23 protein-coding genes are annotated in these 24,798 nt (G+C 40.3%); 11 read left to right on the top strand and 12 right to left on the bottom strand.

What is annotated here, in order from left to right:
- Nucleotides 1-239 precede the first annotated feature (239 nt).
- The 3 genes from ACNOGP_RS00115 to hemW are packed head-to-tail and all read right to left on the bottom strand — an operon-like array spanning nucleotide 240 to nucleotide 2,302.
- On the bottom strand, nucleotides 240-848 hold the full coding sequence (locus ACNOGP_RS00115; RefSeq protein WP_287663839.1) for a lysine exporter LysO family protein: 609 nt from the start codon (nucleotides 846-848) through the stop codon (nucleotides 240-242).
- Entirely contained in the window at nucleotides 845-1,132 is a 288-nt protein-coding gene (locus ACNOGP_RS00110; protein WP_287663840.1) for a LysO family transporter, read from the bottom strand. Before ACNOGP_RS00110 ends, ACNOGP_RS00115 begins: the two co-directional genes overlap by 4 nt.
- A 36-nt stretch (nucleotides 1,133-1,168) precedes the next feature.
- Nucleotides 1,169-2,302, bottom strand: coding sequence for a radical SAM family heme chaperone HemW (hemW, locus tag ACNOGP_RS00105; RefSeq protein ID WP_418213751.1), 1,134 nt, complete (start codon nucleotides 2,300-2,302; stop codon nucleotides 1,169-1,171).
- Nucleotides 2,303-2,562: 260 nt separating this feature from the next.
- Between hemW and ACNOGP_RS00100 the strand changes: the two genes are divergently transcribed.
- From ACNOGP_RS00100 to ACNOGP_RS00090, 3 genes are all read left to right on the top strand, one after another.
- Nucleotides 2,563-4,719, top strand: coding sequence for an elongation factor G (locus ACNOGP_RS00100; RefSeq protein ID WP_143865210.1), 2,157 nt, complete (start codon nucleotides 2,563-2,565; stop codon nucleotides 4,717-4,719).
- 265 nt (nucleotides 4,720-4,984) lie between these two features.
- The gene (locus ACNOGP_RS00095) at nucleotides 4,985-6,541 is read left to right on the top strand and encodes a sensor histidine kinase (protein WP_418213750.1); all 1,557 of its coding nucleotides are present in this window, start codon (nucleotides 4,985-4,987) and stop codon (nucleotides 6,539-6,541) included.
- A 1-nt stretch (nucleotide 6,542) separates the two neighbouring features.
- Nucleotides 6,543-7,244 (top strand): response regulator transcription factor, encoded by a 702-nt coding sequence (locus ACNOGP_RS00090; protein WP_007757824.1) that lies wholly within the window; start codon nucleotides 6,543-6,545, stop codon nucleotides 7,242-7,244.
- Between the two features lie 79 nt (nucleotides 7,245-7,323).
- On the opposite strand, the gene ACNOGP_RS00085 is transcribed toward ACNOGP_RS00090, so the two are convergent.
- Nucleotides 7,324-7,500 carry a hypothetical protein gene (locus ACNOGP_RS00085; protein ID WP_007767078.1) on the bottom strand — a complete coding sequence of 59 codons (177 nt, stop codon included), beginning with the start codon at nucleotides 7,498-7,500 and terminating at the stop codon, nucleotides 7,324-7,326.
- Between the two features lie 140 nt (nucleotides 7,501-7,640).
- A complete protein-coding gene (locus ACNOGP_RS00080) occupies nucleotides 7,641-8,087 on the bottom strand; it encodes a MarR family winged helix-turn-helix transcriptional regulator (RefSeq protein ID WP_007751940.1) in 447 nt (148 codons plus the stop codon).
- A gap of 157 nt (nucleotides 8,088-8,244) precedes the next feature.
- Between ACNOGP_RS00080 and rpsF the strand changes: the two genes are divergently transcribed.
- Genes rpsF through rplI form a run of 3 tightly spaced genes read left to right on the top strand, consistent with a single transcriptional unit; the run spans nucleotide 8,245 to nucleotide 9,322 of the window.
- Entirely contained in the window at nucleotides 8,245-8,589 is a 345-nt protein-coding gene (rpsF, locus tag ACNOGP_RS00075) for a 30S ribosomal protein S6 (protein WP_005678718.1), read from the top strand.
- Nucleotides 8,590-8,591: 2 nt separating this feature from the next.
- On the top strand, nucleotides 8,592-8,864 hold the full coding sequence (gene rpsR / locus ACNOGP_RS00070; protein ID WP_004307964.1) for a 30S ribosomal protein S18: 273 nt from the start codon (nucleotides 8,592-8,594) through the stop codon (nucleotides 8,862-8,864).
- Between the two features lie 14 nt (nucleotides 8,865-8,878).
- Nucleotides 8,879-9,322 carry a 50S ribosomal protein L9 gene (gene rplI, locus ACNOGP_RS00065; protein WP_186967456.1) on the top strand — a complete coding sequence of 148 codons (444 nt, stop codon included), beginning with the start codon at nucleotides 8,879-8,881 and terminating at the stop codon, nucleotides 9,320-9,322.
- Between the two features lie 161 nt (nucleotides 9,323-9,483).
- On the opposite strand, the gene ACNOGP_RS00060 is transcribed toward rplI, so the two are convergent.
- Together ACNOGP_RS00060 and ACNOGP_RS00055 are read right to left on the bottom strand one after the other, a co-directional pair.
- Nucleotides 9,484-9,705 (bottom strand): hypothetical protein, encoded by a 222-nt coding sequence (locus ACNOGP_RS00060; RefSeq protein ID WP_007767056.1) that lies wholly within the window; start codon nucleotides 9,703-9,705, stop codon nucleotides 9,484-9,486.
- Nucleotides 9,706-9,864: 159 nt separating this feature from the next.
- Nucleotides 9,865-11,538, bottom strand: coding sequence for a long-chain fatty acid--CoA ligase (locus tag ACNOGP_RS00055; RefSeq protein ID WP_186967455.1), 1,674 nt, complete (start codon nucleotides 11,536-11,538; stop codon nucleotides 9,865-9,867).
- 110 nt (nucleotides 11,539-11,648) lie between these two features.
- Here ACNOGP_RS00055 and mtaB point away from each other — a divergent pair, with 110 nt between their 5' ends.
- From mtaB to ACNOGP_RS00035, 4 genes are read left to right on the top strand one after another with little or no spacing between them, the layout of a single operon-like run.
- Nucleotides 11,649-12,968, top strand: a complete 1,320-nt coding sequence (gene mtaB, locus ACNOGP_RS00050) for a tRNA (N(6)-L-threonylcarbamoyladenosine(37)-C(2))-methylthiotransferase MtaB (protein WP_143864937.1) — start codon at nucleotides 11,649-11,651, stop codon at nucleotides 12,966-12,968.
- Between the two features lie 2 nt (nucleotides 12,969-12,970).
- Nucleotides 12,971-13,897, top strand: a complete 927-nt coding sequence (locus tag ACNOGP_RS00045; protein ID WP_418213749.1) for a lysophospholipid acyltransferase family protein — start codon at nucleotides 12,971-12,973, stop codon at nucleotides 13,895-13,897.
- On the top strand, nucleotides 13,894-14,922 hold the full coding sequence (locus ACNOGP_RS00040; protein ID WP_418213748.1) for a glycosyltransferase family 2 protein: 1,029 nt from the start codon (nucleotides 13,894-13,896) through the stop codon (nucleotides 14,920-14,922). Before ACNOGP_RS00045 ends, ACNOGP_RS00040 begins: the two co-directional genes overlap by 4 nt.
- Nucleotides 14,923-14,926: 4 nt before the next feature.
- Nucleotides 14,927-15,451: a methylglyoxal synthase gene (locus ACNOGP_RS00035; protein ID WP_143864940.1), complete on the top strand. Its 525-nt coding sequence runs from the start codon at nucleotides 14,927-14,929 to the stop codon at nucleotides 15,449-15,451.
- 79 nt (nucleotides 15,452-15,530) lie between these two features.
- Here ACNOGP_RS00035 and folB read toward each other — a convergent pair whose 3' ends face one another.
- The 4 genes from folB to ACNOGP_RS00015 all read right to left on the bottom strand — a co-directional run bounded on the left by folB (nucleotide 15,531) and on the right by ACNOGP_RS00015 (nucleotide 22,264).
- Nucleotides 15,531-15,902, bottom strand: coding sequence for a dihydroneopterin aldolase (folB, locus tag ACNOGP_RS00030; protein ID WP_007767047.1), 372 nt, complete (start codon nucleotides 15,900-15,902; stop codon nucleotides 15,531-15,533).
- Nucleotides 15,903-15,912: 10 nt separating this feature from the next.
- Complete coding sequence (locus ACNOGP_RS00025) at nucleotides 15,913-16,941, bottom strand: acyltransferase family protein (protein ID WP_418213747.1); 1,029 nt, start codon at nucleotides 16,939-16,941, stop codon at nucleotides 15,913-15,915.
- 83 nt (nucleotides 16,942-17,024) lie between these two features.
- Nucleotides 17,025-19,706 carry a 4-alpha-glucanotransferase gene (locus ACNOGP_RS00020; protein WP_418213746.1) on the bottom strand — a complete coding sequence of 894 codons (2,682 nt, stop codon included), beginning with the start codon at nucleotides 19,704-19,706 and terminating at the stop codon, nucleotides 17,025-17,027.
- A gap of 14 nt (nucleotides 19,707-19,720) precedes the next feature.
- Nucleotides 19,721-22,264 carry an adenosylcobalamin-dependent ribonucleoside-diphosphate reductase gene (locus ACNOGP_RS00015; protein ID WP_007767037.1) on the bottom strand — a complete coding sequence of 848 codons (2,544 nt, stop codon included), beginning with the start codon at nucleotides 22,262-22,264 and terminating at the stop codon, nucleotides 19,721-19,723.
- A 285-nt stretch (nucleotides 22,265-22,549) separates the two neighbouring features.
- On the opposite strand from ACNOGP_RS00015, the gene ACNOGP_RS00010 reads away from it, so the two are divergent.
- Nucleotides 22,550-23,293, top strand: a complete 744-nt coding sequence (locus ACNOGP_RS00010) for an NADPH-dependent oxidoreductase (RefSeq protein WP_418213745.1) — start codon at nucleotides 22,550-22,552, stop codon at nucleotides 23,291-23,293.
- 80 nt (nucleotides 23,294-23,373) lie between these two features.
- On the opposite strand, the gene dnaA is transcribed toward ACNOGP_RS00010, so the two are convergent.
- Nucleotides 23,374-24,798, bottom strand: a complete 1,425-nt coding sequence (gene dnaA, locus ACNOGP_RS00005; protein WP_186967447.1) for a chromosomal replication initiator protein DnaA — start codon at nucleotides 24,796-24,798, stop codon at nucleotides 23,374-23,376.

Here is a 24,798-nt window from a genome sequence, read left to right as displayed (position 1 = left end):
AATACCTATTGAAAATATTGTCTAAGCGCTTAGTTTTTCTTTTTACCTATGCAAATGTAGGAATATGTTTTATAACACAAAAATAAAGGAGGGGAAAAGATACTTTTTAGGTTGATTTCTTGATGTAAATCAAGAAATCAACTGCTTTTTTGATACGAAAATACTATTTATACTATGTAATTGCTGTGCGTGTGCGAAAACGAAGATGAAATATTTCTGTATTTTAGATGATATTGCTGTTAAAATGATATTGAACAAAGGAAGGTGACTAGAAAAGGAACACTGAAATCTACCACAAAACCATGAAAGATGGAGATGATGACGAATTCTTTTCCGGAACATCGTGTTATGATAGGAAGGGTGGTGTCCATTGTGGTAGCCCCACCTACGGAAATAGGGGCTAGTTTGCCGAAGTATTTTACCAGTAAAGGTGCTCCGAGTAATGCGATGATTTCTCGCATAATGTTAGATAGTAACGCAATTGTTCCTAATTCCGGCCCTTTGTATTCGGTGATAAATATGCTGGAAAGTGAATAGTAGCCGAAACCGGCTCCCACAGCCATGCAATCAAGAGGCGTTCTTTGACTCATGAAAGCGCCTGCTACGGCACAACCGGCCAATGTTCCCGCTATTGTCATAAGGGGTAGAAAGAGGAGACGGGGATTCAGTGAACGGAAGCTTTTCAGTGTGTTCGGGTCGTTGCCGATACTGATACCTACGCAGAACATTAATCCGCAGAGGGCGTAGAAACTGAGTTTGCTGTCGGTGAAGTCATACGGAATGAGATGATAAACTCCGCAGAGGGTACCGATAATGAAGAAAGAGATGATAATCAGACTGCCTTTCATGCTTCTGTCTCCTTTCTTTTATTCCTTATATATAATAGGTTCCATAGCCCCCATGCGCATAAAATGCTTCCTATGACGGCTGCAAGAGTAATGATTGCAGCTTCAATTCCAAGTGTGTGTAATCCTTTAACAATGGCTTCATTTCCGCCGACATCTATTCCAAGCAGGAATAGTAGTACCCATATAAGGAGCGTAATAATTTTGTGTATCCATGTCAACCGTTTGCTGCGTAGAAGGTAGCCGATAAGCATTCCTGTCAGCATGATTCCGATGATAATAAACATAGTTCGTACGTATTTTTGGTTGCAAAGATAAATCTTTTAATTATCTACCCAAAGCAAATCGCTCATGATGCTGTCGGAAATGAATATCCCTTTACGGGTCAGTCGCAGTGCTCCATTATGTTCTTCCAATTTCCCATTATCCAAATAAGGTGCAGCCATTTTTCGGCAATATTCCCACATCTCGTTACCGAACATCTGTTTCAGCTTTTCTATCGGAGCTCCCCATGTGGTACGTATTGTAGTGATAATAAATTCATTGTAGCGGGTTGTTTGGTCCAGATATTCGATTTCAAAGGCACGGTTGTTTTCCTCTATACCTTTTATATATGCATCAATAGAAGAAACATTCCATTCCCGTGTCATCCCGTCAAAAGAATGCGCCGACGGTCCGCACCCTAGATAAGGTATTCCTTTCCAGTAAGAACTGTTGTGGCGGGAGTACTTGCCCGGACGGCAGAAATTCGAAATTTCATAATGTTCAAATCCCGCTTTCTGCAGATGCTCTATCAGTAACGTGAAAAAGTCCAAACTGGAATCTTCGTCCACCTCCGATATCTGATGTTGTTTTAACATATTATATATAGGTGTGTCTTCTTCGTAAATCAAGTGGTAGGCAGAGATGTGTTCCACATCTAGGGCGATAGCCTGTCGGAGATCATTTTCCCAACGTTCTTCTGTTTCGCCCGGCAGTCCGTATATAAGGTCAATGCTGATATTACGGAATCCTGCCTCCCGGCATCTGCTGACGGCTTCAATGGCAGCACGGGCATTGTGGCGTCGTTTTAGTAATTTGAGCGTATTGTCATCGAAAGTCTGTATCCCCATGCTTAGACGGTTGAACGGGAGAGAAGAAAGCATCCCTAGATATTCGGATGTCAGGTCGTCGGGATTGGCTTCCAAAGTGATTTCCTGGCAATGGTTCAGTCCATAATGTGTCCGGATGGTTTCAAATATCAGTTCAAAATCTTCCTTTCCCAGTTGCGACGGAGTTCCACCGCCGAAATAAACGGTTTCTATATCTTCTCTTTTCAGATATTCTTTCCGCATTTCCAACTCCCGGCAGAGTGCTTGTACGTAGCGTGATTTCAGTTCATTGCGTGTAGTTGAGTAAAAATCGCAATAGATGCAACGAGTCTTGCAGAAAGGGATGTGGAGATAAATACCTGCCATAGCTATGCCGTTTGGATTTTGTGGCTGTAAAAGTAAGATTATTATCTGATATATCAAAAGACTGTTTGCCAAATAACTGAATAGCGTTAGAATTCCATTTATATTCAAGTAAAAAGGTTCATGATAAAGATGTGTTACATAACATTGTTTAGTAACACCACCGTAAGTGTTGCTTTTCCCCTAATTAATCCCTAATTTGCGCATCACAAATTAATGGTATGTGAGAAACATACTGAGTAATTACTAAAATCTTATATATTATGAAAGTATATCAGACTAATGAAATCAAGAACATTGCCTTGTTAGGAAGTTCTGGCTCTGGGAAAACCACTCTCGTGGAAGCGATGCTTTTCGAGAGTGGTGTTATAAAACGTCGCGGATCTGTTGCCGCTAAAAACACTGTTAGTGATTATTTCCCTGTTGAACAAGAGTATGGTTACTCCGTTTTCTCCACCGTTCTCCATGTAGAATGGAATAATAAAAAACTTAATATTATTGACTGTCCGGGTTCGGACGACTTTGTAGGCAGTACAGTAACTGCATTAAATGTGACCGACACTGCAATTATTCTTCTCAATGGCCAATACGGCGTTGAAGTCGGTACACAAAATCACTTCCGATATACAGAAAAGCTGAATAAACCTGTTATTTTTCTAGTCAACCAGCTTGATAATGAAAAATGCGACTATGATAATATCCTCGAACAATTGAAAGAGGCTTATGGCTCTAAGGTTGTTCCCATTCAATACCCTATCAGCACAGGACCGGGCTTTAATGCTTTGATTGATGTGCTGTTGATGAAGAAATATTCGTGGAAGCCTGAAGGAGGCGCCCCGACGATTGAAGATATTCCGGCAGAAGAAATGGATAAGGCTATGGAAATGCACAAAGCATTGGTCGAGGCTGCTGCTGAAAATGATGAAGGACTGATGGAAAAATTCTTTGAACAGGAATCTCTTTCGGAGGATGAAATGCGCGAAGGTATCCGTAAGGGATTGATAGCCAGAGGTATGTTCCCTGTGTTTTGTGTCTGTGGAGGTAAGGATATGGGCGTTCGCCGCTTGATGGAGTTCTTGGGCAACGTTGTTCCTTTTGTCTCTGAAATGCCGAAAGTTCAGAACACGGAAGGCAAGGAGGTAGCTCCGGATGCCAACGGACCGGAATCTCTTTATTTCTTCAAGACCAGTGTGGAGCCGCATATCGGTGAGGTTTCTTATTTTAAAGTAATGAGCGGTAAGGTTCATGAAGGAGACGATCTTCTGAATGCCGATCGTGGCTCGAAAGAACGTATTGCGCAGATTTATGTGGTAGCCGGTGGTAACCGCATAAAAGTGGAGGAACTTCAGGCGGGTGATATCGGTGCCGCTGTGAAACTGAAAGATGTGAAAACCGGTAATACATTGAATGGTAAAGATTGCGATTATAAATTTAACTTTATCAAATATCCGAACTCAAAATATTCTCGTGCCATCAGACCGGTGAATGAAGCGGATGTGGAAAAGATGATGACTATCTTGAACCGTATGCGTGAGGAAGATCCGACTTGGGTTATCGAACAGTCTAAAGAGCTGAAACAGACCTTAGTGCATGGGCAAGGCGAGTTCCATCTCCGTACGTTGAAATGGCGCCTGGAAAACAATGAAAAACTCCAGGTGAAATATGAGGAACCGAAGATTCCGTATCGTGAAACTATCACGAAAGCTGCGCGTGCCGACTATCGTCACAAGAAACAATCGGGTGGTGCCGGTCAGTTTGGTGAGGTTCATCTGATTGTAGAACCCTATAAAGAAGGTATGCCTGTGCCCGATACGTATAAATTCAACGGACAGGAGTTCAAGATTAATGTGAAAGGTACGGAAGAAGTTCCATTGGAATGGGGAGGTAAACTGGTGTTTATCAACAGTATCGTCGGTGGTTCTATCGATGCACGTTTCTTGCCTGCCATAATGAAGGGAATCATGTCTCGTATGGAACAAGGACCGTTGACAGGTTCGTATGCTCGTGATGTACGTGTGATTGTATATGATGGAAAGATGCACCCGGTGGACTCTAATGAAATTTCTTTCATGCTTGCCGGACGTAATGCCTTTAGTGAAGCCTTTAAGAATGCAGGTCCGAAGATTCTGGAACCCATTTATGATGTGGAAGTATTTGTGCCGTCTGACAGAATGGGCGATGTGATGGGGGACCTTCAGGGACGTCGTGCCATGATTATGGGTATGAGTAGCGAGAAGGGCTTTGAGAAACTGGTTGCAAAAGTACCTCTGAAAGAAATGTCGTCTTACTCTACAGCTCTTAGCTCGCTGACCGGCGGACGTGCTTCGTTTATCATGAAGTTCTCTAGTTATGAGCTTGTTCCGACGGATGTTCAGGATAAGTTGATTAAGGATTTTGAAGCTAAGCAGACAGAAGAATAACGTGTAATTCTCTTAATACTGTTAAAACCGTCATCTTTTTTAAGTAAAAGGTGGCGGTTTTTGTTTAACTATGATTAATAAAGATGGAAAAACGCAAGGAAAAGATTTAATTTTTTATTAAATTTGCAAACCAAAGTAGGGGTTTTATTGTTGTAGTAATCAAAACACAACCTAAATGGCTCTATACGGTTAATTTCCGGGAAGTTCCGGTTAAATCAAGTTAATGCATTAGGAGTGTTAATTAGGGAGTGTTAATTTTGTTGCTATGAAGAAGTCAACAATTTGGATATTAGGTGTTGTAATGGGGCTTTCATTCCTCAGTTTACTGTATTTACAGGTCAGTTATATTGAGGAAATGATGAAAACCCGGAAGGAACAGTTCGATATGGCTGTGCGCAATAGTCTGGATCAGGTTTCTAAGGATGTGGAATATGCGGAAACGCAACGTTGGTTGATTGAGGATATTTCTGAAGCGGAAAGAAAAGCGTTGATTGAGAACAATCCTTCGCTGCAACAGAATAATATGGTTCAGCAGACGCAACGTTTTACGATGAAGTCTAAAGATGGAAAGGTTTATACGGATTTTGAATTGAAGGTGATGACTACCAAACCATCCGAACTTCCGAAAGCTATGATCTCTCCTTATAGAGGATCAAAAACGATTCCGGAGACTTCGCGTTCACTGATTGAGGCTATCAAGAACCGATATATGTATCAACGTGAGCTACTTAATGAAGTGGTCTGGCAGATGATTTATCGGGCAAGTGACAAGTCGATCGGAGATAGAGTACGGTTTGGTGATTTAAACGGTTACTTGAAATCGAATCTGTATAATAATAATATAGACCTGCCTTTTCACTTTACGGTGATTGACAAGGATGGAAAGGAAGTCTATCGTTGTGCGGATTATGATCCGAAGGGAAATGATGAAGTGTACCAGCAGGCTTTGTTTAAAAATGATCCGCCTGCGAAGATGAGTGTACTGAACGTACATTTTCCGGGAAGAAGAGACTATCTTTTTGATTCGATCAGTTTCATGATTCCGTCGTTGATATTTACAATGGTGTTGTTGGTGACATTCATTTTTACGATTTATATCGTGTTCCGTCAGAAGAAATTGACGGAGATGAAGAACGACTTTATCAATAATATGACGCATGAGTTTAAGACTCCGATCTCCACCATTTCGCTGGCGGCGCAGATGTTGAAAGATCCGGCGGTCGGAAAATCTCCGCAGATGTTCCAGCATATATCGGGGGTTATAAATGATGAAACCAAACGCCTGCGTTTTCAAGTGGAAAAGGTGCTCCAAATGTCGATGTTCGACCGGCAGAAGGCAACTTTGAAGATGAAGGAAATCGATGCGAACGAACTGATAACGGGAGTTGTCAATACCTTTGCCTTGAAAGTGGAACGGTATAATGGAAAGATAACATCGAACCTTGAGGCGACCGATCCTGTTATATTTGCAGACGAGATGCATATTACGAATGTCATCTTTAATCTGATGGATAATGCGGTGAAGTATAAAAAGCCGGACGAGGATTTGGAATTGAACGTGAGAACATGGAATGAATCGGGTAAACTGATGATTTCGATACAGGATAATGGTATCGGTATCAAGAAGGAAAACCTGAAAAAGATATTTGAAAAGTTCTATCGTGTGCATACGGGTAATCTGCACGATGTGAAGGGCTTTGGACTGGGATTGGCTTATGTGAAGAAAATTATTGTCGATCATAAAGGAACCATCCGGGCTGAAAGTGACCTGAATGTAGGAACTAAATTTATTATTGCATTACCTTTATTAAAAAATAATTGATATGGACGAGAAACTGCGTATTTTATTATGCGAGGATGACGAAAATCTTGGCATGCTTTTAAGAGAATATTTACAGGCAAAAGGTTATTCTGCTGAGTTATATCCTGATGGAGACGCCGGTTATAAGGCTTTCTTGAAGAATAAATATGACTTGTGCGTGTTTGACGTAATGATGCCTAAGAAAGATGGCTTCACATTGGCACAGGATGTCCGTGCAGCGAACGCTGAAATTCCTATTATTTTCCTGACAGCAAAAACGCTGAAAGAAGATATTCTGGAAGGATTTAAGATTGGTGCGGATGATTATATCACCAAGCCGTTTAGTATGGAAGAGCTGACATTCAGGATTGAAGCGATCTTAAGACGTGTTCGTGGAAAGAAGAACAAAGAAAGTAACATCTATAAGATTGGTAAGTTTACTTTTGATACCCAGAAGCAGATTCTGGCAACGGAGGGTAAACAGACTAAGTTGACTACAAAAGAATCTGAGTTACTCGGCTTGCTTTGCGCACATGCAAATGAAATCTTGCAGCGTGACTTTGCTTTGAAGACTATCTGGATTGATGATAATTATTTCAATGCCCGCAGTATGGATGTGTATATTACGAAACTGCGTAAACATTTGAAAGAAGATGATTCTATCGAGATTATCAATATTCACGGAAAAGGCTACAAGCTGATTACGCCGGAAGTTGAATCTTAATGCGATTTACTTCTTGATAACTGAAATAAAAAATCCCGGAAACATTCGTTTCCGGGATTTTTTATTGATTTTTGTGAGATTAATCAGCGATCTTCTTATTGATAACAATATAAGAAATGAGTCCCAGTACTACTAATACTACTGAGCTGCCCAATATGGCATTGTTGTTTACATTGCCTGTAAAGGAACAAGCCAGCAGGATGACTACTCCGACCAAGATTAAAATCAATCCCAAGTTCTTTAATAAGCCTTTCATGTGTGTGTATTTTAATAGATTATTATATTCCAATCACAAATTAAAGCATAATTCTTTAACGAGCGAAATTATTTAAATAAAAAATCCATTATAAAGATAGGATTTAGTGGATTTTATGATTTAAACGGTTGTTTCTCTGTTTAATCTTTCGTGTTGAAGAATACCTTTTTCAATACTTCCTGTCCGATACTCAATTCGTCGAGAGTAATGCCGTGAAGCGCTTCTTTCAAAGTCTGTCCGGCAATAATGCGCGCTTTTTCTTCCAGTTCTTTGCCGTCTTTGGTCAGATGAATCAGATTGGTGCGGCGGTCTCTCTTGTCCGAGATACGGACAACAAGGTGCTGCCGTTCCATATTATCTATCAAACGGGTCATACTGGGCTTGTCTTTAAAAGTTGCATTGCACAACTCTTGTTGTGTAACACCGTCTTTTTCCCATAGGAAAATGAGTACCGTCCATTGCTCCGGGCTGATTTCTAAACCGTTCTGGCGGAAGTTACGGTATAGTTTCCGGTTAATTGCCGCAGAAACTTTACCATTTAATATGGCAAATATAAGCCGGATGTCGAAGTTAAATTGCTCTATCATGAAATTATTGTTTAAACAACTTTGCAAAGTTAGTTACTTCCGGGATAAATCCTATCTTCTTGATACAAAAAAAGATTAAATGTTTGCAGTTCAAAATAAATTGCCTAACTTTGCACCCGCATTTTTAAATCAAATAATTTATTTAATTAAACGAAGTATGAATCAATACGAAACCGTTTTCATTTTAACTCCCGTTTTATCTGATGTTCAGATGAAGGAAGCGGTAGAGAAATTCAAAGGTATTCTTCAAGCTGAAGGTGCTGAGATTATCAATGAAGAAAACTGGGGACTGAAGAAATTGGCTTATCCAATTCAGAAGAAGTCTACAGGTTTCTATCAGCTGATTGAGTTCAATGCAGATCCTACTGTAATTGACAAGTTGGAAGTAAACTTCCGTCGTGATGAACGCGTTATCCGTTTCTTGACTTTCAAGATGGATAAGTATGCTGCTGAATATGCTGCAAAAAGAAGAAGTGTTAAATCAAACAAAAAGGAGGATTAATCATGGCACAACAAGTTCAATCAGAAATCAGATACTTAACTCCGCCGTCAGTAGACGTTAAGAAGAAAAAATATTGCCGTTTCAAAAAAAGCGGTATTAAGTACATCGACTACAAAGATCCTGAATTCTTGAAGAAATTCTTGAATGAACAAGGTAAAATCCTTCCGCGTCGTATCACAGGTACTTCTTTGAAGTTCCAACGTCGTATCGCGCAGGCTGTGAAGAGAGCTCGTCACTTGGCATTACTGCCTTATGTAACTGACATGATGAAATAAGAAGGAGGAAAAGTATGGAAATTATTTTAAAAGAAGACGTAGTAAACTTGGGTTATAAGAACGATATCGTAAACGTGAAATCCGGATACGGTCGTAATTATCTGATCCCGACTGGAAAAGCTGTCATCGCTTCTCCTTCTGCAAAGAAAATGTTGGCTGAAGAACTGAAACAACGTGCTCACAAGCTTGAGAAAATCAGAAAAGATGCTGAAGCTGTTGCTGCTAAGTTGGAAGGCGTTACTTTGACTATTGCAACTAAAGTTAGCTCAACAGGTACTATCTTTGGTTCTGTTGGCAACATTCAGATTGCTGAAGCATTGGCTAAATTGGGTCACGAAATCGACAGAAAGATCATCGTTGTGAAAGACGCTGTGAAAGAAGTTGGTAACTATAAAGCTATTGTTAAGCTTCACAAGGAAGTTTCTGTAGAAATTCCTTTCGAAGTAGTTGCTGAATAAATAATAGCTATTACGTTATAGTGAAGGCGGTTTATCTTGAATAGATAAACCGCCTTTATTCTTTGTTGTAATCTGAAATTATTTGTAATATAAGAACATAAAAAAAGTCTGTGCATGCTTTCGCATGTCAGACTTTCAATTCTCTCTAGCTTGTAACTGAATTATTCAGCTACTACAGTTTCAGTTGCTTCTACTGCTACGCTATCAACAGTTGTTGTGTCGGCTGCTGCTGCTTCTTCAGCTGCTGCTGCTTCTACTGCTGCGATTGAATCAGCGATACGGATAGAATCTGCTGTTGCTTTTGCTGCGTCAGCTGCTTTGTTACCACAAGATGCGAATGATACTGCTACGATAGCTACTGCCATCAAAACTAATTTTTTCATTTTCTTTGCTTTTTAAAAACGTAATACAATCAATTGCTTTATTAAAACGCTGCAAAGGTATGTACTTTTTCGATATGTTGTTCTCGAAAAGCCAACTTTTTTTATATATTTTTTTGTAACTGCCCGCTTTCCCTTTCTTTCCCTATGTTTTAGAACATGTTAATCGACAGCTATACTGTTATATAGGTATCTTTTAATGCTCCTTTTCGGTGTTTTTTCAAATTCAGTAGGATAGAGTTGTATCTTGCTGATCTTTTCGTAAGCGGCTACATTGTTGTTCAAGTTCTTAAGGTTCTCATCCATGATGGTTTTCAGATTATCCGGATTGTTCAGTCCGAGAGAATCCAATGCTTCATAGTCAGCATAGACGAGTGCTACCAATTTCTTGTTACGTTCGATAACGATACTTTCCAAAATAAAAGGAAGGTTATTTAGTTTCGTTTCCAGCTCTTCCGGGAAAATGTTCTGCCCACTTGAACTTAAAATCATTGTTTTAAGTCGTCCGCGAATGAAAATGTTACCGTTGGCATCCATTGTTCCGAGGTCACCGGTACGTAACCAGCCGTCTTCAGTGAATACTTCCCGTGTCGCTTCCGGATTCTTGTAGTATCCTGTCATTGTATTTTCTCCGCGTACCTGTATTTCCCCTATTTCGGCTTCCGGGTTTTCTTTGTAGATACGAGCTTCCATAATGTCCAGAATCTTTCCGGAGGAACCTAGTACAAATTCATTCCAAGGTGCATAGCTGATAAGAGGTCCACACTCGGTCATTCCATAACCAATGGTAAAGGGGAACTTAATCTTGTAGAAGAACTCTTCCACCTCTTTATCCATAGCTGCTCCACCTATAATGATTTCCTTGAACCGTCCACCCAATGCGTCAATCAGTCTTTTGCGGATTTGATTGTAAATCTGATTATCGAGCAGAGGAATGTTCAGTGCCCACTTCATACCTTTTTTATTGATAAGAGGCTGAATAATATTTTTATATATCTTTTCGATGACTAGGGGAACAGTGATAATCAGATTAGGTTTCACTTCCTCAAAAGCCTTCATGATAATTTTGGGAGAAGGAGTTTTTCCGAGTAAGGTGACATGAGTACCAACTGCTGTTGCTGTCAGAAAGTCGAATGCGCAACCATACGCATGAGCAAGCGGAAGAAATGAGAGCACTTTGTCTCCTTTTTTAAGTAACTCAGTCCGAATACCGAAAGTGACATTTCCGGCAAGGTTATTGCCTGTCAGCATTACGCCTTTGCTGAAGCCGGTAGTACCTGAGGTGTAATTCAGCAACATAATCTTGTCATTAGAGAGGGTAGTGTACTGAATATCCTCGCGGGTAAATCCCTTAGGATAAGCAGAATGCATTTCTTTGTCGAGGTTCTTTAGGAACTTTTGTATGGTTTCTCCGTCGCGCTGATACAGACAACGAAAATCAGTCAATGAGAACACTCCCCGCAGCCCCATAAGTTTTTCCTCTTCCAGATTTTCCCAGATATTGTCACTGGTAAACAGAAAGACAGATTCGGAGTGATTGACGATATGATGGACATCATTGGGGGTAAAGTCTTGCAGGATAGGGACAATAATTGCTCCATAAGTGATTGTAGCCATATAAGCAATGCACCAATGAGCATTATTTTTGCCGATAACCGATATTTTATCTCCTCTGCGAAGACTACAATGCTTGAATAACAGATGTAAACGGGCGATTTCTTCGGCTACTTGGCCATAAGTATATTGGGTATTTTCTCCATAATCTGTATAGCAAGGCAGATCCCAATTCTCACGAAAACTATTTTCGTACAGTTTAATGAAATTCTCTTTAATCATTGCACGTTTTTTAGTGAATTGTGCAAAAATAGGAATAAACTTTCGTATCCAAAAGTGTTTTACTAATAATAATGTGTAACTTTGCAAAGTTAATGTGTTTATAACAGCTTATGATAGATACCACTGTGTTCCAAGATAAGACAGCCGTTTATTATACATTGGGCTGCAAATTAAATTTTTCAGAGACTTCAACTATCGGTAAAATTCTGCGTGAGGCGGGAGTTCGTACTGCACGCAAGGGAGAGAAAGCGGATATCTGTGTGGTAAATACTTGTTCGGTGACGGAAATGGCGGACAAGAAATGTCGGCAGGCTATTCATCGATTGGTGAAACAACATCCTGGTGCTTTTGTGGTAGTGACCGGGTGTTATGCCCAATTGAAGCCCGGTGATGTGGCAAAAATTGATGGAGTAGATGTTGTATTGGGGGCGGAACAGAAAGGCGAACTGCTGCAGTATCTGGGTAATTTGCAGAAGCATGAAAAAGGAGAGGCCATAACTACTGCAACGAAAGATATTCGTTCGTTTTCTCCTTCGTGTTCACGGGGAGACCGTACTCGTTTTTTTCTGAAAGTACAGGATGGCTGCGATTACTTCTGTTCATATTGTACCATTCCGTTTGCAAGGGGGAGGAGTCGTAACGGAACTATTGCTTCTATGGTCGAACAGGCTCGGCAAGCTGCAGCGGAAGGTGGTAAAGAGATAGTCTTGACTGGGGTGAATATCGGTGATTTTGGCAAGACGACGGGAGAGACTTTCTTTGATTTGGTGCAAGCGTTGGATCAGATAGAAGGAATCGAGCGTTATCGTATATCTTCCATTGAACCGAATCTGCTGACGGATGAAATTATTGAGTTTGTATCCCATTCCCGTAGTTTTATGCCACATTTTCATATTCCTTTGCAGTCTGGGTGTGATGAAGTTTTAAAATTGATGCGTCGTCGTTATGATACGGCTCTTTTTGCATCGAAGGTGAAGAAAATCAAAGAGGTTATGCCGGATGCTTTCATTGGTGTGGATGTGATTGTGGGTACTCGTGGCGAGACTGCGGAGTTTTTTGAGCAAGCTTATCGGTTTATTTCCGGATTGGACGTGACCCAATTGCACGTGTTCAGTTATTCCGAGCGTCCCGGAACGCAAGCCTTGAAAATAGATCATGTGGTGTCTCCGGAAGAAAAGCATCAACGCAGTCAACGGCTGTTGGCACTTTCGGATGAAAAAACACAGGCCTTTTATGCGCGCCATATCGGACAGACGATGTCGGTGTTGCTGGAAAAGTCGAAGGGGAGTACTCCGATGCACGGATTTACGAAGAATTATATTCGTGTAGAAGTGGAAAGTGATAACTCATTGGATAATCAAGTGGTTAACGTGCGTTTGGGAGATTTTAATGAGGACAAGACAGCGCTTAAAGGCACAATTCTGATATAAGTATGAAATCTAAACTTATCTATTGGCTGGTATATGGTGGGATGTGGCTGTTTTCAGCTCTTCCGTTCCGGATATTGTATATGCTTTCGGATTTCAATTATCTGTTGATGTATCATGTGGGGAGATATCGCCGGAAGGTAGTTCGGGAAAATCTGAAAAAGTCGTTTCCGGAGAAGACTGAGGCGGAAAGATTGCAGATAGAACGTAAATTTTATCGCTATCTTTCGGATTATATGCTGGAGGACCTGAAACTGTTGCATATGTCTGCTGAAGATCTTTGCCAAAGGATGATTTATAAGAATACAGAACAATATTTGGAATTGACGGAAAAATATGGAGGTATTATTGTGATGATTCCCCATTATGCCAACTATGAATGGCTGATTGGAATGGGATCGGTTATGAAGCCCGGCGATGTACCTGTACAAGTTTACAAACCATTGAAGGATAAATATCTGAATGAACTGTTTAAACAGATTCGTTCCCGTTTCGGTGGATATAATATTCCTAAACATTCTACTGCACGTGAAATTATCAAATTGAAGCGTGAAGGAAAAAATATGGTAGTAGGTCTGATTACAGACCAATGGCCTAGTGGTGATCGGTATTGGACTACTTTTATGGGGCAGGAGACTGCTTTCTTGAATGGAGCTGAACGTATTGCAAAAATGATGAACTTCCCTGTCTTTTATTGTGAACTGACGAAGACACGTAGGGGATATTGTGAGGCTGAGTTTAAATTGATGACTGAAGCTCCCAAAGAGACAGTCGAAGGAGAAATTACGGATATGTTTGCCCATGAACTGGAACAGACCATTCGTAGAGAACCTGCTTATTGGTTGTGGTCGCATAAGCGCTGGAAATTTACGAAGAAGGAATGCGAGCAAAAAGAACAGGAAGAACTTATTAAGAGAAAAGATAAGAGATGAAAGTATCAGTCGTCATTCTGAATTGGAACGGATGTGATATGCTTCGTACTTTTCTTCCATCTGTTATTCAGTATTCGGAGGGGAAAGAAATAGAAATCTGTGTGGCTGATAATGGTTCTACGGACGATTCGGTAGCTATGATTCAGCGGGAGTTTCCATCCGTCCGGATGATTTTACTCGAACAGAATCATGGCTTTGCGGACGGATATAATTTGGCTTTGCGACAAGTAGATGCAGAGTATGTCGTTCTTCTGAATTCGGATGTTGAAGTGACGGAACATTGGTTGGAACCGATGATTGCTTATCTTGATAAGCATCCCGAAGTGGCTGCTTGCCAACCGAAGATACGAAGTCAGCGCCAAAAGGATTTTTTTGAATATGCCGGAGCGGCAGGCGGATTCATAGATAAGTATGGTTATCCTTTTTGTCGGGGACGTATCATGGGAGCAGTCGAAAAAGATGAAGGGCAATACGATACGGTGATTCCGGTTTTCTGGGCAACAGGAGCTGCTTTGTTTATTCGTCGTATGGATTATCTGGATGTTGGAGGATTGGATGGACGCTTTTTTGCACACATGGAAGAAATAGATCTGTGTTGGCGACTCCGTTCTCGAGGACGTGGGATTGTCTGCATTCCGCAAAGTGTAGTCTATCATGTTGGAGGAGCCACGCTTAAAAAAGAGAATCCTCGTAAGACTTTTCTTAATTTCCGTAATAATCTTGTCATGCTTTATAAGAATCTTCCTCAGGAGGAGTTAAATAAAGTGATGCGTATTCGGACTTGTTTGGATTATGTGGCGGCACTTACTTTCTTTCTGAAAGGGGATTGGGACAATGCTCGCGCAGTGATTCGTGCACGGGACGAATATAAACGGATTTGTCCGTCATTTTCTTCATTAAGAGAAGAGAACCTAAGAAAAAAAACTTTGAATTTAATACCTGAACAGATAAAAAGTAGTATCTTGTGGCAGTTTTATGCGAGAGGATGCAAACGATTCTCTCAATTGTCGGACTTAAAAGGATAACGAAATGGAATCAAAGGTTAGAAGGGGCATCGGGCTGGTGGCACATGATGCGATGAAGAAAGATCTTATCGAGTGGGTGTTGTGGAATTCAGAACTGTTGATGGGAAATAAATTCTATTGTACAGGTACTACTGGGACACTAATACTGGAAGCATTGAAAGAAAAACATCCTGATGTAGAATGGGATTTTACAATACTGAAATCCGGTCCATTAGGCGGTGATCAGCAGATGGGATCACGTATTGTCGATGGGCAGATTGATTATCTTTTCTTTTTTACTGATCCTATGACTTTGCAACCTCATGATACAGATGTAAAAGCTTTGACTCGTTTGGCCGGTGTGGAAAATATCGTATTTTGCTGTAACCGTTCAACAGCGGATCATATTATTTCCAGCCCGTTGTTTATGGATCCTGACTACGAACGTATCCATCCTGACTATTCCAGTTATACAAAACGTTTCCAGAATAAGCCTGTGGTAACGGAAGCTGTGGAATCTGTGAATAGAAGGAAAAAGAAAAGATTATAAGCTACCAATAGAACTTTTACCATAATTTATTGTCACGTCTGCTATTCTTGATTGGTTCGGAATGGCAGACGTGCCCGTTTTATTTTCTGCTACAATGAAGTTCTATTCCTGTCGATTCTATGTCTGCTCCCATCGGTGGGTTTCGTTTGGATAGAAGCAGATCGATGTCTTCAATAGTAGCGAATTGTTCGAATAGTTTCTTCACAATTCGTTTTCCTACATGTTCCAGTAATTTGGATGAAATATCCATTTCTGTTTTTATAACGTTATATACCTCAGCATAGTTTACAGTATCTGTCACTTCGTCTGTCTGCATTGCCTTGCTGATGTCAACACCTAGTTTTAGGTCGATAATATACTCATTGCCAATCAAATTTTCTTGTGGGGCTACTCCATGGTAGGCGTAAAATCGAATTCCTTTCAAAAAGATATAGCTTTTATTTATTTTCATATACTATTTATTATTTAGTATGAATCTGTTTGATTTTTAACAAGTCCTTCTGTGCAACCATTTGCGGGATTACTTTCAGAAAGAGGGGGGTGAGTAGAATACATATACTTAATGTTATGAACAAAAGCATTGTTGCTTGTGCCCAACTATTATGAATGTAGCGTGCTACCAATGGCTCTAGAAAATGGAGTATGGGACCGTGTATGCTTAGGGTGATGATAGAGTACCTTCCTAGATAAGAAATAATCTTTACTCTTTTCACTTTTTTGCAAAGTAGCATAATCATAAATATTCCGGCGAATGCAGCGATGTATACTTGAAAGATATTCCCGGAGTAGTTGTTTGTTCTCATCCCCAATGTAGTAGCAGTAAAATGCATGACTAACAATGCCGACAAAACGAAAAGCGGAATTAACTTATCAAAACGGTGATGTGGAAATAAGAAGAAGTTATATCTGCGAATCCAGAATCCTGCTACATAGAAAGGGAGAGCCGTCATGGCAACATCGAGATAGAGAGGGAGTGTTATTTGTGCTTTACCTAGATAAAATCCTGTGCACCCGATCAATAAGGTAAGAGCAAACATGGCAGGCAGATATTTATTTCTTAGGAAATGGACTAGATAAAACAGGATATTACAGTTGAATAAGGCTACTAGAAACCAGATCGGCGGATTGAATTTGATGAGGTCATGTCCATGAAATACTGTCAAAAGTTCTTTCCATGATACAGGTAAATGGAATACTCCCGGTGCTATTTTCCAAATGATGTATTTGAGGAGGAATGCACTTAGATAGAAGAAAAGAAAAGGGATAATCAACTTGTTTATTTTCCGAAGAATGAATCCTGATAAAGCTTCGTATGGTTTAAAGAAAACTCCTGATATAAAAAAATACAGTGGCATACGGAAACAGGATAACATAGAACCCCTGTCGAGTAGCTCAAAAGCTCCACCAATATGTGTCATGACTACGAGAATGATGCAGACTCCTTTAGTTAAGTCTACAAAATCAATACGTTTACTCGGGGTCTCTTTCATTCCTTTAATAAGCTGTTTACACGGATTATACAGATTTAAAAAGGAATTTGTATAATCCGTGTTTAATATAGATAGAAGTCAAATTATTTTTCCGGGTTTCTTCCTGTGTATTGTATTAATTCACTTATCTTGCTATTCAGTTCTTTGGCTTTCATCAGTTGCTCTAATGTGATATGCATCCGATATCGCCAATAATTTCGTGGATTGGATGGAACATTAATTCGTTCTTCTTCCACATTAGGATTTCTCCATTTTCCATCAATTGACAACCAATCTTGAAAAGACAGTATGCAGAGAATAGAATTACTGTTGAGGTGATTGCGTACAATCTCTTCACAAAGTTCCGGAGTTGCAACGGCAGGAGCTGTGCCATAATGTCCCAACATTGTATTGTAATAACGTTGGGTCTGTTGATAATCCTCTTCCCACCAGCCACGTAGAGTAGACATATCATGAGTGGAAATGGTGCACACAGATCGGTATGGATATTCATTTAAATGTCCGAACTCATACGATGGATCCTTTGGCATTCGTTGAATTTCCAAACTAAGAATACGTAACTCGTTCATTACGGAGGACACACAAGCGGGAATCATGCCTAAATCTTCGCCACATACCAACATACGGGTAGATTGTGTCAATTGAGGTAACTTTTTCATGGCCTGTTGATACCAAAAGTCGTTGTGGCGATGATAATAATACTGGTTGTATAATTTGTTGAAAGCATTCTTATCTTCTTCGCTCAACGAACGGAAAATGAAATCACGTTGCGCTCCGATACGGGGATGATACTTCCCTTGTTCCTTATTGTCCGGAATAAACAGTACATTACTGATTAAAGAATATAATCCATCACGGACCCAGATACTGTTTTCATCATTTTTACCGGCAAAGAATTGTTTGACTTCTTGCTGTGTCTCAAAGCCTGGTCTCATACGGTAAATACCGGATTCGTCCACTAACTGGAGAAAGTCTTGTTTTACGAGATTGGCATAAGGTCCAAATACCTGTCCGAGAAATGATTCATGAATGAATGGAGACAGGTATTCTTCTCGGAATGTGAAACCATAATTTTCTATCTCTTCTCTACTCATCGGTAGGGAGGGAACGAATTGTCCTAACAATCCATGTACGGCATTCATCGGTATTTCCCAAATACGGAAGAAACCGAGAATATGGTCAATTCGGTAAGCATCGAAATATTCGGCCATTTTCTGGAATCTTTTCATCCACCAGCGATATCCGTCCTTTTCCATTACATCCCAATTGTAGGTAGGGAATCCCCAATTTTGTCCGTTGACCGAGAAGTCATCGGGAGGAGCGCCTGCTTGTCCGTTGAGATTGAAGTAATGAGGTTCTGTCCAAGCTTCCACACTGTTGCGGCTAATGCCAATAGGTATGTCTCCCTTTAGTACGACCCCATTTTCACGAGCATATTTTGTCGCAGCCAATAATTGCAGATGCAGATGATATTGGATATAGTAGTATAATGCGATGTGGGGATAATCTACCGTTTCCGGTTGACACATCTTTTCTATCTCCTGTGCATCGTATACAGAATGTCTCGGCCATTCACGGAAGTCAGGGGTTCGGTAAGCATCACGCAGATAGCTGAAGACAGCGTAAGGTCGCAACCATTCTTTGTTAGCTTCGAAGAATTCATTGAATTTCTCGGAAGCCAATACTTTTTTCCCTTCTTGCTGGAATATCAGATGGAAGAATTCCCATTTAATCCGGTTAACAGCCTCATAATCAATAGTTGTAAGATTATTCAGTTCTTGCTGTTTCTGATTGAACCTAGAGGCTGCTTCTTTGTCTTTCAGTGTTCCCATTTGCTTTATATCCGCATACATCGGATGAAAAGCATAGATGGAAATACTGTTGTAGGGATAAGAGTCCGTCCATGTATGGGTCATGGTCGTGTCATTAATCGGTAGAATTTGGATGACCTTCTGATGGGTGTTTACCGCCCAATCGATCATGAGTTTCAGATCACCGAAATCACCTACTCCAAAACTTTTTTCTGATTTCAGAGAAAATACGGGGATGGCAATTCCTGCACCTTTCCACATTGGAATATCAAAATAGGCATATCGGTCGGAAATCACGAGTGTCTCGTTCGTCTTTATTTCCGGGTCTGCCAGATAGCGATTAGGGTTTCTCTCCCAGCAATCAATTTTTCTTTCCTGTTTATGGCAAAGGATAAATTTGTATTCCAAAGGATATTTGAGCTTGCTTGCATCTAGTTCCACCTGCCATTCGGGGAAATTGGAGTCACTCATTAAAACGGCTTTTTCCGGATTCCAGTTACCTAATGCTTTCTGATTGCCGCAAATGGCCAGACAATAATCTTTGTTGATGCGCGGGGCATAAGCTTTTATTGTTAGCCCTTTCTTGTACCCTTGCGGAATGTCTTCTCTTTCGGGATGTGATAATAATGCTTCTGTAAAGGCAGAACTGTAAAGGTATAGTTGCTCCGGGATATTTTTCCAGCAATCATTGATTCTATACTTTTTTCTAGGAGTACCGGATAGGAAAAGGCATCGTGGAAAATTGTTCCATTCTTTGCGGATGACAATTCCGTTTTGTTCTATCTGGTAGCTATAATGGATAGTCAACCCTTCTTGAGGAACTTCCAGTTCCACTTCTGCCGTCCAATATATACCGTCTGTAGTGTACATTGGGGTGGATTCCGTCGATAAGCCTGCAAGCTTGACTTCCTCCCCCCAATTGGTACGGTATTCGATATTAAATGATAAGATCATATATTATAGAATGTTTATCCACATCTGGAAGCCCCGCAAGTGGTACAAATCAGACATCCTTCCTGATAAACGAGAGTTTCATTGCCACAGTTCGGACATTTCTTGCCTTTTGCTTCGGTTCCATCCTGGATGTACTTCTTCAGAGCGCGTTCTACACCGTTTTTCCAAGTATTGATATTTTCACTGTTCAGTTGCAAAGAACCTACCAGTTTAATAACTTGTTCTATTGGCATTCGGTAACGGAGTACTCCGGAAATCAATTTGGCGTAGTTCCAATATTCTTTATTGAACTTCTCAGACAATCCTTCAATAGTCGTCTTATATCCGCGTTTGTTTTCAAATTGGAAGTCGTAACGCTTCGTTCCGTCTTCATCTATATTTTTGATGATACGTCCGCTAGTCACGCTCTTAGGTAATAAAATACCTTCATCATCATCTTGCAGACCGGTGAAGATTTCATAAGGATGTCCATCTAGCAGGCCAACGAAAGCCACCCATTTTTCTTTGTTATTCTGGAAACGTACAACATCTGCTTCTAATATTCGTGGACGCACTTCTACGACCGTAGGCGGTTTGCAAGGAGGAAGTTCCTCTTTCTTGTTTTTGTCGGATTTGGCTGAGATAAGTACACCGGAACGGGAGCCGTCACGGTATACGGTACAACCCTTACAACCGGATTTCCATGCTTCCACATATAAACGGTTTACCAGATCCTCGTCTACGTCATTCGGCAGATTAATGGTTACGCTGATGGAATGGTCTACCCATTTTTGGATTCTTCCCTGCATCTTTACTTTCATCAACCAGTCGACATCGTTGGAGGTAGCTTTATAATAAGGAGACTTGGCTACTAATTCGTCAATCTCTTCCTGAGAATAGCGTTTGGACGGATCGTATCCATTGGCTTCCATCCATGTGACAAACTTGTGATGGAATACAATATACTCTTCGAACGCATCCCCTGTTTCATCAACAAAGTCGACATGAACATTTGTGTCATTCGGATTCACTTTTCTTCTACGCTTGTAAACAGGCAAGAATACCGGTTCAATACCAGAAGTTGTCTGAGTCATCAGGCTGGTTGTTCCGGTGGGAGCGATAGTCAGGCAGGCAATGTTGCGTCGTCCGTATTTCTTCATTTCTTCATACAGCTCAGGATCGGCTTCTGCCAAACGTTGGATGAACGGATTGTTCTGCTCGCGTTTGTTGTCGTATATTTCGAAAGCACCGCGCTCTTTCGCCATTTCTACAGAAGAACGATAAGCGCCAAGAGCTACTGTCTTATGTACTTTTTCTGAAAACTCGGTAGCCTCTTCTGTTCCGTAGCGTAATCCCAGCGCTGCGAGCATATCACCTTCTGCAGTGATACCTACACCTGTACGTCGTCCTTGTCCGCTTTTCTTATATATCTTTTCCCAAAGTACACGTTCTGCCCGCTTCACTTCGTCGTTTTCCGGATCCTCATCAATCTTGTGCATGATGCGTTCGATTTTCTCCAGTTCGAGGTCGATGATGTCATCCATGATACGTTGAGCTAATGCCACATGTTTCTTAAACAGATCAAAATCGAAATAAGCATTCGGTTTAAACGGATTTACTACATATGAATACAAATTGATTGCCAAGAGACGGCATGAGTCGTAAGGACATAGAGGTATCTCGCCACATGGATTCGTGGAAACGGTTCGGTAACCTAAATCTGCGTAACAATCCGGTACGGATTCGCGAATTATTGTATCCCAGAACAGAACACCCGGTTCTGCTGATTTCCATGCATTGTGAACGATCTTCTTCCATAAAGTAGAAGCATCTATTTCTTTTGTAAATGTAGGGTCGGAAGAATCAATAGGATATTGTTGTAAGTATGGTTTTCCGTCAACAGCAGCCTGCATGAAAGCATCATCTAATTTCACGGAAACATTTGCTCCGGTTACTTTTCCTTCTGTCATTTTTGCATCGATGAAAGCTTCTGAGTCCGGATGTTTGATAGATACACTTAGCATGAGTGCTCCGCGACGTCCGTCTTGAGCTACTTCACGGGTCGAATTGGAATAACGTTCCATGAATGGCACAAGACCTGTTGAAGTTAATGCTGAATTTTTAACGGGAGAACCTTTCGGACGGATATGGGATAGGTCATGGCCCACTCCTCCACGTCTTTTCATCAGTTGTACTTGTTCTTCGTCAATTTTAATGATAGCACCATAAGAGTCGGCGGCACCATCTACGCCGATAACAAAACAATTGGATAGGGAAGCAACTTGATAGTCGTTACCGATTCCTGTCATCGGGCTACCTTGCGGAACAATGTATTTGAAGTGATCCAATAGATCGTACAGTTCTTTTGCTGTTAGAGCATTCGGATACTTCGATTCGATGCGTGCCACTTCATTAGCAATTCTCCAATGCATATCTTCCGGAGACTTCTCATAAATGTTTCCGAAAGAATCTTTTACTGCATATTTGTTTACCCAAACTCTTGCAGCAAGTTCGTCACCTTGAAAATATCGTAAAGATTCTTCGTAGGCTTCGTCATAAGAATAAATTTGTTTTTCCACGATGCAATATGCGTTAAATCTGATTTTTAATAAGTAATGTGTAGAAGTTTACTTATCGTTAACAAATGTGGATGCAAATCTAAGAATGTTTTTTCATCTATCAAAATAAAAATGAAATAATTTATTAACAGGCTGTAAGTTTTCTATTTACTAATGATAAGTATTTGATAAACAGGGGAATTTGCTTTTCTCTTAAAGGTTAAAGTTTTCCAAAAAGAAAACTATTCTGTTCTGTAGATATAGCAAAATAGATTTTTCTTTTTATATCTTTGCAATAAAAAAGAAATGTTTGAAACCGTAAAGAACAGAAGGACTATCAGGAAATATCTATCGAAGGATATTACTCCTAATTTGTTAAATGATTTGCTTGAAACTTCATTCCGAGCTTCTACGATGGGAGGTATGCAGCTTTATAGTGTGGTTGTGACTCGTGACGCTGAAATGAAAGAGAAACTTTCACCGGCTCATTTTAATCAGCCTATGGTGAAGAGTGCCCCTGTTGTACTTACTTTTTGTGCTGATTTTCGTCGCTTTTCAAAATGGTGTGAGCAAAGAAAAGCTGTACCTGGCTATGACAATTTAATGTCTTTTATGAATGCGTCTATGGATACTCTGCTTGTCGCACAGACTTTTTGTACGTTGGCAGAGGAAGTAGGGCTCGGAATTTGCTATTTGGGGACCACTACTTATAATCCTCAAATGATTATCGATATACTCCGATTGCCCGAATTGGTGTTTCCCTTGACGACAATTACAGTCGGTTACCCGGATGGAATTCCTGCACAGGTTGATCGCTTGCCTTTGGAAGCTGCTGTACACGAGGAAATGTATCATGATTATACACCGAAAAAAATAGATAAACTCTATGCTTATAAAGAATCATTGCCTGAAAGCAAACAATTTATAGAGGAGAATAAGAAAGAAACTCTAGCCCAGGTCTTTACAGATGTTCGTTATACAAAGAAAGATAATGAGTTTATGTCTGAAAATCTATTAAAGGTGCTTCGTCGGCAGGGATTCTTGAAATAATGGTGAACTGAAATAATGGTTAGTGGAGTAGTGATTAGTGAATATGGCTTGTGAAACATGAATCATGAGCCTGCTAATCACTAATCATTAATTCCTTTTCTTTTTAGTAACGCTTCAATTTCCTGCACTTCTGCATTAAAACTCTTATCTACTTCCAGTTGCCCTTTCACGGTTTTGCAAGCGTGAAGTACGGTTGCGTGGTCTTTGTTGCCAATGAATTTGCCGATCTTAGAAGTTGAAAAGTCTGTGTGATTTTTAGCTAGATACATGGCAATCTGACGTGCTTGCACCACTTCTCTCTTTCTGGATTTAGTGTGTATAGCTGCAGGTTCCAAGTCGAAATGTTTACATACTACCTTAAGGATATCATCTATGGTGACGGCTTTCGTTTCGTTGTGAACAACACCGTGCACGATATGTTGAGCCAGATCCATATCTATTTCCTTATTGAAAATAGTAGAACGTGCCATGATAGCAATAACGATACCTTCCAAATCACGTACGCTTTCATTCACATTTTCGGCAATATAATCGATTACCTCCTCTGGAAATTGGAGTCCATCGCGATGTATTTTATTGCGCAGAATATTTTTGCGAAGTTCTACGGTCGGTTTTTCCAATTCAGCTACCATACCCCATTTGAAACGGGTAAGCAGACGTTCTTCAATACCTTGCAACAATACAGGAGCACGGTCGGAAGTCAGTATAAGCTGTTTGCCGTTCTGATGTAGATGATTGAAGATGTGGAAGAAATTGTTTTGTGTTTTGGTAACACCGGCAAATTCCTGGATATCATCAATGATTAATACATCGATATTTTGATAATATCTGATAAAATCATTAGTTGTATTGGTACGTACTGACTCCGTATATTGTACTTGGAATAAATGTGCCGATACGTACAATACACTTTTTTGAGGGTATAATTCTTTAATTTTGGTACCGATAGCATTGGCTAAGTGTGTTTTCCCTACTCCGGAAGCTCCATAGAGGAATAACGGGTTGAAAGCCGTTCCTCCCGGTTTCTCGGCGACGGCTTCAGCTACACTTCTTGAAAGTTTATTACTGTAACCTTCAATGAAGTTTTCAAAATTATAATTGGGATTTAAATGCGAATCTATATCTTGAATGACATGGTTCTCTAAGAAAGTGGGTATTTTCCGACCATCTGTCGATGTGCTTTTAGGAGTTACAGCCGTAGAACGATTGCTTGCTTCGAGATTCACGGTTTGGTTCGGAATCGAAGTTTTGTCTACCATGACGTTGTACATCAACTTGGTTCCTTCGCCAATGACCTTATACAAAGTCTTGCGTATTAAATCTACAAATCTTTCCTCCAGAATCTCATAGAAAAACTGGCTGGGAATCTGTAAATACAAAGTCTTGTCCTCATATTTTAATGGAACAATAGGGGCAAACCAAGTGTTATATGTCGTATCGGGAACATTGTCTTTTATGATATCAAGACAGCGGTTCCAAAGTACGACATGATTTGATTCTATCAT

It is taken from the genome of Bacteroides difficilis (assembly GCF_048319815.1).
Taxonomy (GTDB): domain Bacteria; phylum Bacteroidota; class Bacteroidia; order Bacteroidales; family Bacteroidaceae; genus Bacteroides; species Bacteroides zhangwenhongii.
The sequence above is the reverse complement of the archived record's forward strand: the minus strand, read 5'-3'. Positions and strand labels throughout refer to the sequence as shown.